At 72.6% G+C, this 12,538-nt stretch carries 7 protein-coding genes; 1 reads left to right on the top strand and 6 read right to left on the bottom strand.

Translation table 11 applies throughout. The features are described 5' to 3' along the window. Nucleotides 1–101: 101 nt before the first annotated feature. Together ABT137_RS45240 and ABT137_RS45235 are read right to left on the bottom strand one after the other, a co-directional pair. The gene (locus tag ABT137_RS45240) at nucleotides 102–3,431 is read right to left on the bottom strand and encodes a lectin (protein WP_351718536.1); all 3,330 of its coding nucleotides are present in this window, start codon (nucleotides 3,429–3,431) and stop codon (nucleotides 102–104) included. Nucleotides 3,432–3,776: 345 nt separating this feature from the next. Continuing rightward, nucleotides 3,777–4,373, bottom strand: a complete 597-nt coding sequence (locus ABT137_RS45235) for a TetR/AcrR family transcriptional regulator (protein ID WP_351718533.1) — start codon at nucleotides 4,371–4,373, stop codon at nucleotides 3,777–3,779. Between the two features lie 181 nt (nucleotides 4,374–4,554). Here ABT137_RS45235 and ABT137_RS45230 point away from each other — a divergent pair, with 181 nt between their 5' ends. After that, nucleotides 4,555–5,766: a cytochrome P450 gene (locus ABT137_RS45230; RefSeq protein WP_351718530.1), complete on the top strand. Its 1,212-nt coding sequence runs from the start codon at nucleotides 4,555–4,557 to the stop codon at nucleotides 5,764–5,766. A gap of 67 nt (nucleotides 5,767–5,833) precedes the next feature. Here ABT137_RS45230 and ABT137_RS45225 read toward each other — a convergent pair whose 3' ends face one another. From ABT137_RS45225 to ABT137_RS45210, 4 genes are all read right to left on the bottom strand, one after another. Next, on the bottom strand, nucleotides 5,834–8,764 hold the full coding sequence (locus ABT137_RS45225) for a hypothetical protein (protein WP_351718528.1): 2,931 nt from the start codon (nucleotides 8,762–8,764) through the stop codon (nucleotides 5,834–5,836). A gap of 2 nt (nucleotides 8,765–8,766) precedes the next feature. Continuing rightward, nucleotides 8,767–10,614, bottom strand: coding sequence for an HSP90 family protein (locus ABT137_RS45220; protein ID WP_351718527.1), 1,848 nt, complete (start codon nucleotides 10,612–10,614; stop codon nucleotides 8,767–8,769). A gap of 85 nt (nucleotides 10,615–10,699) precedes the next feature. Further along, on the bottom strand, nucleotides 10,700–11,683 hold the full coding sequence (locus ABT137_RS45215) for a hypothetical protein (protein WP_351718525.1): 984 nt from the start codon (nucleotides 11,681–11,683) through the stop codon (nucleotides 10,700–10,702). A 160-nt stretch (nucleotides 11,684–11,843) separates the two neighbouring features. After that, the gene (locus tag ABT137_RS45210; RefSeq protein ID WP_351718522.1) at nucleotides 11,844–12,449 is read right to left on the bottom strand and encodes a class I SAM-dependent methyltransferase; all 606 of its coding nucleotides are present in this window, start codon (nucleotides 12,447–12,449) and stop codon (nucleotides 11,844–11,846) included. Nucleotides 12,450–12,538 lie beyond the last annotated feature (89 nt).

Genomic DNA, 12,538 nt, shown 5'->3' with positions numbered 1-12,538 from the left:
GAAAGTGACATTTTAGCAGTTATCGGTTAATTATATAAATCTTAAAAAATCCAAGCCGGGGAACCGGCCCCCTCGTCCGTACCGCCGTGCGCTGTGCCTGCCTACTGGCCGAAGCCGTAGGCGAACAGGTGGTCGGTGCCCGTCTGGCCGGTCACCGGCAGCGTCACCGACGCCACCTGCTTGGACGGGTCCAGCGCGACCTTCGTGGCGAACACGAAGGTCTTCACGCCGTCCCGGCCCCCGCTCCCGGTGTTCCGGTAGGCGGTGGTGACGGCCGTCGTGTCACCCGGCAGCGGCTTGCTCGGGCCGCCGTTGAGCGTCCAGTCCGAGAAGCCGACCGTCGCCTGGGAGGTGGTGCCGTCGGTGTAGGTGACGGTCAGCGTGCCCGACACCCCGCTGCCGTCGGTCGGGGCGTTGACCGCCGCGCCCAGCAGCCCCAGCGACGCCCCCGAGGTGCCGGCCGGCATCGGAATCGTCTGGCCGGCCATCTCCAGGTTGTCGAGCTGACCGGAGGTCACCGTCGGCCAGGTGTAGGAGATGCCGTCGACCGTGAGGGGGGAGCCGCTCGTGACGCCGGCCGCCGACAGCGCGTTCTGCGAGTAGGCCCAGCCGCCGCCGTCGAACCCGCCCGAGTAGGTGGTGCCGTCGGGGTAGATGCCCTCGTTGGTGTTGTACGGCCACAGCGCACCGGCCTTGGCGACGGCCACCCGGAGGATCGCCCCGGACAGTGCCGTACCGCTGCTGTGGTCGGTCAGGGCGAAGGTGACCGGGTACGTCCCCTCGGTCGCACCGGCCGTGACGTGGACCTTCGCCTCGGCGCTGCCCGAGGCGGGCACGGTCAGCGAGCCGGAGGCCGTGTCCACGGTGACGCCGGACGGCGCCGTCGCCGTCCAGTCGACCGTGACGGCCTTGCTGCCGAGGTTGGTCAGGTCGAGGGTGGCGTCGTCGCCCGTGCCCGGCTGGAGGACCAGACCGTTGCTGGGACCGGTCGCCGCCAGTACCCGGCCGCCGCCCGTGGTGTCCGACGGCGGCACCGCCGACGGGCCGGACGCCCAGGAGGTGTTCGGCTGGGTGCCGAGCGTGTAGTCGAGCGCGCCCGCGCCCTTGAACTGCTGGAACGTCAGCCAGGAGGTGTTCCACGCCTTGCCCTTGACGTTCAGCGACTGCACGTACGGCGCGTCGGGCGCGGCCTGCGGCGCGTTGATCCGGACCGTCCTGCCGGTGCCGAGGGTCACCTGGGCGACCGGGAACGCCGGGCTGCCGAGCACCAGGGTGTCGGTGCCCGGGGTCTCGGGGTACATGCCGAGCTCGGACCAGACGTACCAGGAGCTCATGGCGCCGAGGTCGTCGTTGCCGAAGGAACCGACCGGGGCGTTGAAGTACAGGCCCTGCTGGGCCGCGCGGACCGCCGCCTGGGTCTTCCAGGGCTGGCCCGTGTAGGTGTACTCCCAGGGGATCTCGACGCTGGGCTCGTTGCTCAGGTCGGCGTCGGTGCCGCCGGGGCTGGTGATGTCGTCGAGGAGGCTGTCCAGGTAGGACGAGTACGCCTTGGTGCCGCCGCGGGCCTGGATAAGCTGTTGCAGGTTGAACGGGACCATGGGGGTGTACTGCGCGGAGGTGCCCTCCACGAAGCCGTTGGAGGTGCCGGGGGTGAAGCCGCCCGCGAACTGGCCGTCCTTGTTCCTGGCCTGGAGGTAGCCGGTCTGCGGGTTGAAGACGTTCATCCAGTCCTGGGCGCGGGTGGCGAACTTCTCGTAGACGTCCGTCCTGCCGAGCGACTTGGCGAAGGCGGCGAGGGCGTAGTCGGCGCTGTCGTACTCCAGTTGGGTGGAGACCGGGCCGTAGAAGTTGCAGCAGTTGTAGTCGTTCTCGTCCAGCGGGAGGTAGCCCTTGGCGTCCCGCACGGACTCGCCGGGGCGGTCGTTGTTCGGGACGGTGGCCTCGTGCTGGAGGGCGGCGAGGGCCTTGGCCGTGTCGAAGTCCGTGGCGCCGAAGGCGTACGCGTCGGCGATGATGCCGGCGGCCGGGTCACCGACCATCACGTAGCTCTCGCCGTTGTTCGAGGCCCACTTGGGCAGCAGGCCCGTCTGGTCGTAGCCGTTGAGCATCGACGTGACGACGTCACTGGCGACCTTGGGCTCGGCCAGCGCCATCAGCTGGGTCTGGGAGCGGTAGGTGTCCCAGCCCGAGTAGTTGGCGTACTGGGCCTTCTGCCCCTTGGCCAGCTTGTGGATCTGGTTGTCCATGCCCATGTACTGGCCGTTGGCGTCGGAGAAGACGTTCGGGTGCAGCAGGGCGTGGTAGAGCGCGGTGTAGAACTGCGTCTGCTGGTCGGCGGATCCGCCGCCCACCTCGATCTTCTTCAGCACCGCGTTCCAGGCGTCGTGGTTGGCCTTCTCGACGGCGCCGACGTTCCAGTTCTTGATCTCGGTGGCGAGGTTGCCCGCCGCGTTGGCGTCGCTCGTGTAGGAGATGCCGACCTTCGCCGTGACCGTGGTGTTCGAGGAGGTGTCGAAGGTCAGGTACATGCCGTTGGCGCCGGTCGTGGGCGGCTGGGCGGCCGCGGCGGCCTTGGACAGCCGGGAGGCGGCGCTGGCGCTCGGGGCCGCGGAGGCCGTGGCGGAGGCCTTGGCGGCGCTCCCGTGGACCGTCGGGGCCGGCTTCGCCGGGACGGTGAAGTGCTTCTCCTTCAGCGGCTTCGACGTGGACTTCTGCGGGGTCTGGCCGACCTTGCCCGCCTTCAGCGACTTCGCGTCCGGGGTGATGGTGCCGCCGACCCAGGTGCCGCTCGCCGCGAACGGCCGGTCGAACTTGATGTCGAAGTGCAGCGTGTACCGGTTGCTCGCGCCGCAGAAGTGGCCGCTGTCGACCGCGCCGCTGATCTCCTTGCTGTTCACCACCTGGACGCGGGTCCCGTCCACCTGGGTGGCGCCCCCGCTGAGCTTGAACAGCAGGTTCGCCTGCTGTCCCGCCGGGAAGGTGAAGGTGCCGAGGCCGGCGCGGGTGGTGTCGGTCAACTCGGTCTTCACGCCGTTGGCGTCGGTGACCTTGTACGACCCGATGGCGGACTGCTCGTCGGCATGGCTGAAGCCGACGGAGGAACTGCCGAGGTCGCCGGAGAGTGCGCCGGTCACCGGCAGCACGGGCAGGTCGCCCGCGACCGGGCAGCCCGGGCCCGAGACGTGGGTGAGGCTGAAGCCGGAGATCTTCTTGTCGGCGTACTCGTAGCCGCCGCCGTCGGGGCGGTTCGGCGTCGTGTCGGGACCCCACTGCACCATGCCGGCCGGCATGTCGGGGCCGGGGAAGGTGTCCACCGCGCCGGAGGTGCCGATGAGGGGGTTGACGAGGGACGCGGGATCCGTCACGAGGGCCGGCGTCCCGGCGCTCGCGGCCAGGGCGCTTCCCGTCGCCGAGAGCGGCAGGGCTGCCATGCCCAGGACGCAGACCACGGCAAGGCGTCGGCGGAATCTCGCTCGGGTGGAGGGTGGTGCGGCTGAACGTCGGGGTCTCACCATCGGTTGCCTCCGCAGCAGTTCGTGCTTCGCACATCAGGTGTCGGCGCGCCGAAAGTCACCGGAATGCCGGCGACAGGCAACGAATCCGGTCGCTCCCACGGCCTGACAACGTTGCCATGCACGAGAGTTGAGTGAAACGCCTGTGCTTGCGGCATGTCAACGAGGCCAACAGGACTTTCTGAGCGCGAAGTTCGCGGAGAGGCGTGCGCCGGGCTCGATGCCGGTATCGCTTGCGGGAGTTACGGCGCTTCGGCAACGCCCCTACAGCCCCCGGGTGACCAGGCTGAGTGCGTCGGCGAGCTGTTCGCGGTGCCGGCGCAGCGCCTCGGAGGTGACGCCGTCCCCGGCCACGGCACGGGCGAGGTCGTCGGTCGCCACCTTGAGGACGGCACTCATGGTGGCGGCCCGCATCCGGACGTCGAGCAGGTCGGCGGCCCCGCCCGCGCGTTCGGCGAGCACTTCGGTGAACGTGTCCTCCGCGCGTTCCCGGAGCACCAGGTAGACGGCCCGCAGCGCGGGTTCGTCGTGGGTCAGCCGGATCACGGTGAGGACCGCCTCGGCGTCCCCGGCGGACGACGAGTCGAGTGCGGGCTCGTAGGCGGTGCGCAGGTGCTCGGTGAGGTCGACGCCGGGTGGCCAGGCGCGCAGGACCGTCCGGAAGGCCGCGATCGACTGGGTGAGCAGCGGCTCCACACAGCTTTCCTTGCTGGGGAAGTGGCGCCACAGCGTGCGTTCCGAGACGCCGGCCGCCCGTGCGATCTGCTCGCCGGAGGTGGCGGCCACCCCGTGTGCGGCGAACAGCCGGACCGCGTGCCGGGAGATGTCCAGGCGCTGCCGCTGCCGTTGCCGGTCGCTCACCGGGGGCCGTCCCCGGCGGGGCGCTATCGGGCCACTGTCCACCGTCACGTCCTCCATCGGCCGATCCAACCACGCCGGGGCCGCGGGGCGACTGGCCGAAAACATTATTGGCAGTGACTGACAATAAAGTGTTACGGTCGAAGTGCCGGAAGATCGCGTTCCGAGGTCCAGGAGGAGGACCATGAACGGTGCCGCCGAGCGTTCCCGACTACCCTTCGCACGGCCGAACGTGCTCGATCTCGCACCCCTCTACGAGGTGCTGCGCCGGGAGGCGCCGATCACGCCGGTCACCACACCGGCCGGGGATCCGGCCTGGCTGGTCACCCGTTTCGAGGAGGTCCGCGACCTCCTCGGCGACAAGCGGCTCGGCCGCTCCCATCCCGAGCCGGAACGGGCGTCCCGCATCACGAGCGCCGCGGTGCAGGAGGGCCCTTCGGGCAACTACGCCACCGAGGAGGCCGACCACACCCGGATGCGCCGGCTGCTGACCCCGGCCTTCTCCGCCCGGCGCATGGTGATGCTCTCCGATCACGTACGGCAGCTGGTGGACGGCTGCATCGACCGGCTGCTCGCCGAGCGGGCCGCCGCGCCCGACGGGGTGGTCGACCTGCATGCCGGGCTGGCCTTCCCGGTGCCCGTCGCGGTCATCTGCCGGCTGCTCGGCGTGCCCGAGACCGACCGCGAGCACTTCGCCTCGCTGTCGGAGCGCATGGCCGACTACGCCATCGGTGACGAGGCCGAACGGGCGCGGGACGAGTTCAACGACTACATGGTCACGCTCGCCGAGGCCAAACGCGCCCGGCCGGGCGAGGACGTCATCTCCGACCTGGTCCGCGCCCAGAGCGCCGACGCGGACTTCGACTACTCCGAAATGATCAGGCTCTGCGTCGGGCTGCTGTTCGCCGGCCACGAGACCACCGTCAACCGCATCGGGCTGGGCACGCTCTTCCTGCTCACCCGCCCCGACCAGTGGCAGGCGCTGATTGCCGACCCGGCCGGCCGGGTCAACGCCGCCGTCGAGGAGATCATGCGCCTGGGCGCGCCCGGTGACCTCGGTCTGCTGCGCTACGCCCACACCGACGTCGACGTCGCCGGGGTCACCATCCGCAGCGGCGACGCCGTGATCCTCTCCATCAACTCGGCCAACCGCGACGCGTCCGTCTACACCGACGCCGAGACGTTCGACCCCGACCGTCCGGAACGCAACCACCTCGGATTCGGCCACGGCTCGCACTTCTGCATCGGGGCGAGCCTGGCCCGCACGGAGCTGCGCATCGTCTTCGCCGCCCTGGCCGAGCGCCTGCCCGGTCTGCGGCTCGCCAAGGACGTCGACGACCTCACCATGCGCACCACCCTCACCGGTGGGGTCAGCGAGCTGCCCGTGACCTGGTGAGGTCACCACCCCGACACGGGCGTGGTGCGGCTCGGCCGTGGGGCCGGGCCGCACCGCGCCCGCCGCGTCAGCCCTCGTCGCGCAGCCGGGCGGCCAGGGTGGTCAGCGGCTCCGTCTCCTCGGTGTGGCCGAGCGGGGTGAGGCGGGAGACCGCGCCGTCGATCCGGGCGAGGGCGGGCGCGGGGCGCTCCAGGTAGAGGCCCTCCACGACGGCCGCGAGCCGGACGCACTCGGCCCACTCGCCCGCGTGCTCCTGGTCGGCGCCCGGTTCGCCGAGCAGGGTGAGGGCCTTGTCCAGGGCGGTCAGGGCGGTCTCGTACTCCCTGGCGTAGGCGTTGACCCGCCCGTGTTCGTAGGCGAGGGCGCTGTCCAGGTCGCGGCCCCGGGCCTCGTACCCCGCGGCCCGGGCCTCGTCGGCGACCCGGCCCGCGTCGGCGAGCAGCGCGAGGGCGTCGGCCAGGCCCTCGGCCCCCTGGTGCTGGGCCTGGAGGCGGGCGAGTTCGCGCAGGCAGTTGCTGAGCTGCTCGTAGCGCGGGGTCCGCTCGTGCGCGGCGAGCGCCTGGTCCGCGGCCTCGCGGGCCCGGCCGAACTCGCCGGACTCGGCGAGGAGTACGGCGGTCTCCGCGGCGATCATGGCGTGGCTCGCGGGGTCGTCGTCCCAGCCGGCCGACTCGGCCGCGAGGGCGGCGTACTCGGCCGTCGCGGCCTTGAGGTCCTCCCCCGCGTGCAGCGCGCGGGCGCGGCTCAGGCGCAGCTGGGCGACGAGCCGGTCGTCCACCTCCCCGGCGGCGATGTCCGGTTCGGCCAGGAGGGAGTCGAGCAGCGCGATGCAGTCCTCGACGCGCCCCAGGTCGAGGCTGAGCTGGGCCGCGTTGCTGTAGGTGCAGAACGCGTCGATCCGGCTGCCGCGGCGCAGTTCCAGCTCCGCGGAGCGGGTCAGGTGCCGCAGTGCCTCGTCGGGGCGGCCCAGACGCATGGACGCCTCGGCCAGATCACTGTGGAGGCGGGCGATGCCGCCGGCGTGGGACGGCCAGTCGGCTGCCAGTCGCAGGCCCTCGGTCAGGTCCGCGTGCGCGGCCCGTGCGTCCTTGAGGCCGAGCTGGATCCGGCCGCGCAGGGCGAGCGTGCGGGGCAGGTGCCAGGCGGGGCCGTGCGCCTTCAGCCGGTCGAGGAGGGCGTCGATCTCCGTGATTGCGGCGGGCAGGTCGCCGGCGACGGCGTACGTGCTGGCCCGCAGCAGCTGGGCGCCGGAGGCCTGTCCGGCGATGTCGTGCCGGGTGGCGAAGGCGAGCAGCAGGTCCACCTCGGCGAGGACCGGCGCGCTGTGCTCCTCGTTCCTCGACGTCTGCAGCCGCATGCCGAGCGCGGTCGCCCGCAGCCGCAGCAGCCGCGCCTCCTGGTACGGGGCGAGGCCGGGCGTCTCCTCGTGCAGCCGGACGAGGGCCGCGTGGGCGGCGGTCAGCGCGGCGGCCTGCGCCTCGGCCCCGGTGTGCTCTCCGGGAAGGCCGCCCGCGGGCAACAGCGCGCAGGCGCGGGCGAGCGCCGCGTGGCCCGGTGCCCCGGCCTCGTCGTACAGGCCCGCCGCCTCCTCGTACAGGGCGGCCGCCTCGTCGAACTCCTCCTTCTCGCCCGCCCTGCCCGCCTCGTCCTCCAGCAGGTCCGCGCGCAGCCGTACCAGCGGTCCCACGGCCGGGTCGTCGGGGTGGGCGTAGCCGGGCGCGGCGGCGAGGGTGCGCAGCCGGGCCCAGCAGGCCACTGCGTCCGGATGCCCCTCCTCGTCCAGCTCCCGTGCCCTGACGATGAGTTCGGGCAGCGACTCGGGGACGGCGGCGGTCGTGCGGGCGGCGGTGGGGGCGGCTGCCGGGGCCACGTCGTCGAGGCCGCGGGCGCGCAGGGTCAGTTCGAGTGCGTCCAGGAGGGGGGCGCGGTCGAGGCGGGCCCGGCGCCGGTCGGTGTGGGCCGTGGTGCCGTTGCGGGCGTCGAAGCGGGCGGCGAGGTCGTCGGCGCGGCCGCGCACCTCGGCGCGCAGGCCGGCCACCGTCCAGGCGCGGCCCGCGTATCCGGCGGCGGGCAGCTCGCCGTGGCCGAGGGCTTCGACGCGCTGGAGGAGGACCTCGACGCCGGTGAGGAAGCCGAGCACGTCCAGCGGCGAGTCGACCTCGTCGAACAGGTTCCGGTTCTCGGCGAGGAGTTCCAGGCCGCGTGCCTCGTTGCCGGTGAGCGCGCAGAACTCCAGGTGGCGGCCGACCTCACCGGACATCGAGGGGTTGCGGCGGCAGGCGCGGTACCCGGTGAGGTGCAGTGCGCGGGCCTGGTCGGTGCGGCCGACGCGCAGCAGGGGAAGCAGCGCGTACGAGACGGAGCGGGCGGGCTCCTCCTGGCAGGACTCCTTCCCGTCCAGGACGGGCTCCCAGGTGCGCAGCGCCCGCTCGTCGTCGTCCGCGGCGAGGTGGTACAGGGCGCGCTCGCAGATCTCGCAGGCCTCGCAGTCGCTGAGCTGGGTGCGGGTGCGCCCCGCCCACAGTTCGTAGGCGAGGTCGGTGTCCTCGCCGACGTGGGCGGCGAGCCGGTAGGCCTGTGCGTAGGAGGGCTGGAGCGCGAGACCGGCCTTCTCGTACCGGTCGCGCATCTCGGTCAGCCACTGGCGCAGACTCGCGAGGGGTATCTCGGGCAGCGCGACCAGGGCGTTGGCCACCCACTTGAACCGCCAGAACAGCATGTGCCGCAGCCGCTCGTCGAAGACGTCGGGCTGCTCGTCGAAGAGGGTGAGCAGGCGGGCGAAGACCACGGGCGACTTACGGGGTTCGGAGCCGTAGGTGTAGGCCTCCTGGAGTTCGAGGAGCGCGTGGACGAGCGGCCGGGGCTCCGCGAACTGCTCGGCGGCCTCGGCCAGTTCCTCGGCCGTGACGGTGCGGGTCCGGCCGTAGGGGCGCCGGTCGTTCTCCTGGAGCGCCTGGTACAGCTCGTCCGTGTTCTGGGGATGGGGTGCTGTGGGCATCGTCAGCTGTCCTTGCGGAGGGCGTGGGCGAGGAGATCGAGGAAGGAGCGGTTGATGAGGCTCGACTCGGCCGGCCTGAGGGGGCGCCTGGACAGCATCGCGGCCTGCCCGTAGAGGGCTTCGGCGCTGGTGCGGGCCAGTTCGGGCTCGTCGATGGTGACCGCGGTGCGGACCAGCGGGTTGAGCTGGTTGAGGATCAGCTGGGCCCGCGGGGCCTCCTGGCGCAGGTGGCCGAGGATGTCGCCCCACACGCCGCCCTGCTGCTCGCGGGCGAGCTGGGAGCGGGTGCGCTCGTGCCGGGCCTCGCGGCTGTCGAGGAGGAGGGCGGGGGCGGAGGCGGGCTGGAAGGTGCGCAGGGCGACGTCGCAGTCGAAGACGGCGAGGGCGTCGCGGGCCTGCGCGAGGTAGGCCGCGGCGGCGAGTTCCGTCTCCCGGTCGACGGTGTCGAGGTGGGCGGTGAGGGTGCCCGGGTCGAGGTCGGCGACGGCGACCTCGGGCCTGATCTCCGGCAGCCGGTGGACCAGTTCACGGTCGTAGGTGTAACCGCCGTTGACGACGCCGAGCCCGGCAGCCGCGGCGATCGCGGCGACCTGCCGGAACTCCTCCACGCTGGAGGTCACGAGCACGGTGCGGTGGGTGCGCGCGAACTCGTCCAGCGTGGCGTGTCCGTCGGTGGTCTCGAACGGCAGCCACGGCAGCAGCATCCGCAGGATCTCGTCGTCGTGCACGGCCAGCGACTTCACGGCCAGGTGGTGGGTCTGGAGGAAGCGGCCGAGGAGGTCCGGGTCGCTGGCGGCGGTCCGGGCGATCCAGGCGCGCAGCCGTTCGGCGAGGGCGTCCCGCACCGCGGCGAGGGTGTCGTCCTCGTACAGGGACTCCCGGGACGCGGTCGGGCGCAGGCTCTCGGCGTCGAGGACGCAGCGGACGAAGAACGCCCACTCGGGCAGGATCTCCTCGGCCTGCTCGGACAGCAGCATGCCCTTGACGTGCACTCGATGGCCGTGGCGGCGCCCGGCCGGCACCGCCTCGGGGAGCACGCACGCGATGCCCTTCAGGCCCACGGCCGGCAGGTCCAGGTCGATCGTGTCCAGCGGCGTGAAGCCGAAGATCTCCTCGCCGTAGGCGGCCAGCGCGCGGGAGCGTGCGCCCGGTGTGGGGTAGGCGCGCGCCCAGGGCGCGGGCTCGGGGTTGACGGGTGCGGCCGGGCCGCCGGTGCCGTCGTCGAAGGTCACCGGGTGGCGCAGCAGGGAGCCGAAGTGCCGGGCGAGGGCCTGCACCTGGACCGGGCGGGTCCACTCCCCCGCGTCCGCGCGGGGCGTGAGCGTGACGGTGGTGCCGGGCCGCGGGCGGGCGGCGGCGGGCAGGGTGCGGACGGTGTAGCTGCCGTCGCCACGGCCCCGCCACTCCACGGCGGGCGCGTCGGGAGTGCGGGCGGACCGGCTGACGACGTGGATCTCGTCGGCGACCAGGAAGCAGGAGAGCAGTCCGATGCCGAACTGGCCGATGAAGTCGGCACGTTGCTCGGCGACCTGGTCGGCACGCTTGCTGCTGCGGCCGATGGTGGCGAGGAAGGTGTGCACGTCGGCCTCGGTGAGACCGACCCCGTCGTCCTCCACCCGGACCACCGAACCGTCGGCGTACACGCGGATGCCGAACGCGTCGGCGGCGGCGCCCGGTTCGAGGCCGTGCCGGGCGGTCAGCGCGTCCACCGCGTTCTGCAGGAGTTCGCGCAGGTAGACGCGGGGGCTGGAGTAGAGGTGGTGGGAGAGGAGGTCGACGAGGCCGCGCAGGTCCACCTGGAAGGTGCGGTCGGCGCCGGCCGGGCTCGCGGGGGTGTGGGGCAGAGTCATCACAGAGTCCGGGATGGGGTGATCGAAGGGTGGCGAGAGGAAGGTGCGTCAGGCGGCGCGAGAGGCGCCGGTGACGGCGGCCGGCTCAGGCGCGGCGCCGGAAGCGGGCGTACGTCTTCTCCGGCTGCGCCATGTAGGTCCAGGGCCACCGGGTGTAGGCGCCGTCCAGCTCGTGGTAGACCCGCGGGGCCACGACGCTCTCGGCCGCCAGCGACAGGGCCATGGCGAAGATGTTGAAGTCCTCCTGCCAGCCCGGGCGGCGCTCGTAGCCGGGGTGGAGGATGCTGCGCTCGGCCGCGTCCCTCAACTCGCGCTGGATCTCGGGGGTGTCGAGGCAGTCCTTGTCGTCCGACTCCACCCAGTCCTCGATATGGGCCATGGCGACCACGCAGCCGAGGCGATGGCCGTCGGGAGCGCCGGCGAACGCCGTGCGGGCGAACTCCAGGGCCTGGCCCGGCTCGCCGTGCCACCGGGGCTGAAGGTGCGACACCCACTCGAGGTGGATCGCCAGGTCCAGCGGGTCGCGGCGCAGGGCGGCGTCGAGCCGGGCCTCGTTGACGGCGGTGCCCACCGACATGCCGCGGCCCGAGGTGAGCAGGCGCCGCCACGGCGTGATCCACTCCGGCCGCAGCTCGGCGGCTTCGAGCAGGTGCTCCTCGGCGATGTGCAGCCGCTCGTGGAAGAGGCGCCACTGCTCCCGCGAGACGTCCGTGGCACGCGCGGAGCTGCGCGCCTCCCAGCCCCAGCTGATGTGGCGCGCCCCGGATATCAGGAGCGCCGTCGCCCGGTGCTCCTTGTCCTCCTCGGCGGCCCGGCCGATCCAGTCCTGCAGACCGTCCACGTCGGACAGCTCGCCCAGCACCTGGTGGTCGCGGCCGAGATCGAAGTGGGCCGACGCCATCTTCACCGCGTCCCAGTCACCCGACTCCGCCGCCACCAGCAGCGCCATGACCCGGGTGTCCCCGAGGGACTGCAGCTTGTACACCCCGTCCTGCCTGCGCGGCACGGGAAGGGCATGCGGATCCGCCGCCGGTCTCTCCCCGCCTCTGCCGAACAGCTTGCCGAACATGCCGCGCCCTCCCCAGGTTCCGCGTGATCATTCCGGTGCAGCATAAGGGGGCCCACTGACACTGTTTCCACAGGGTTTTCACCGGGAGGTCACGGAGACCGGTCCCGCCGGGCGCGTGACAGGCGCAACGACCTGGGGTTTCAGCGGCGGTGGACGGGTTTCAGCGGCGGTGGACGCTGACGGCGTACCCGTCGCCGTCGTAGGGGTCGGCGTCCCAGGTGGCGAACCGGTCGACGAGGGTGAGGCCGGCCGCGGCGCAGCAGTCGTCGTACTCCGGCAGGGTGATGCCGGGCGGCACGGGCAGATGGGCCTCGTCCAGGCCGAACCCGGCGACCAGCAGACCGCCCGGGCGCAGGGCCGCGGCCAGGCGCTCGACCACGGTGGCCTCGGTGCCGGCGGCGAGCAACGGGAAGACGTTGCCCGCGGCGACCACGAGATCGAAGTCCCCCGCGATGCCGAGCCGACGCGGCTCGAACGCGGCCAGGTCGCCCTGGAACCAGGGCAGTTGCGGCGCCTGCTCCCGCGCCACTGCCAGCATCGACGCGTCGACGTCCACCCCGACGCAGTCGTAGCCGAGCTCCGCGAGCCGGATCATGACCCGTCCGGTACCGCACCCGGCGTCCAGCACGCGCGCCCCGGCGGGCACCAGCGCCGCGCAGAACCGCGCCTCACCGTGCACGTCCTTGCCGCTCCGGGCCACGGCGGCGAACCGGGCGGCGTACTCCCGCCCGGACGTCCCACCGGTCAGCTCATGCCAGCGACTCATGCGACGAACTATAGGCCGACGGTGTGCCGCTCCAGGACGCGCCTGAAGCACCCGCGAAGGCACCGCGAGGACCACGCGGACCACGCGCC

Origin of the sequence: Streptomyces sp. NPDC001980, from assembly GCF_040296885.1 — a bacterium.
Taxonomy (GTDB): Bacteria; Actinomycetota; Actinomycetes; order Streptomycetales; family Streptomycetaceae; genus Streptomyces.
The sequence above is the reverse complement of the archived record's forward strand: the minus strand, read 5'-3'. Positions and strand labels throughout refer to the sequence as shown.

What these genes read in the sequence shown, in the direction of transcription:
- ABT137_RS45240 (WP_351718536.1), bottom strand. Translation starts at nt 3,431, where the DNA reads ATGGCAGCCCTGCCGCTCTCGGCGACGGGAAGCGCCCTGGCCGCGAGC.
- ABT137_RS45230 (WP_351718530.1), top strand. Translation starts at nt 4,555, where the DNA reads ATGAACGGTGCCGCCGAGCGTTCCCGACTACCCTTCGCACGGCCGAAC.
- ABT137_RS45225 (WP_351718528.1), bottom strand. Translation starts at nt 8,764, where the DNA reads ATGCCCACAGCACCCCATCCCCAGAACACGGACGAGCTGTACCAGGCG.
- ABT137_RS45220 (WP_351718527.1), bottom strand. Translation starts at nt 10,614, where the DNA reads ATGACTCTGCCCCACACCCCCGCGAGCCCGGCCGGCGCCGACCGCACC.
- ABT137_RS45215 (WP_351718525.1), bottom strand. Translation starts at nt 11,683, where the DNA reads ATGTTCGGCAAGCTGTTCGGCAGAGGCGGGGAGAGACCGGCGGCGGAT.
- ABT137_RS45210 (WP_351718522.1), bottom strand. Translation starts at nt 12,449, where the DNA reads ATGAGTCGCTGGCATGAGCTGACCGGTGGGACGTCCGGGCGGGAGTAC.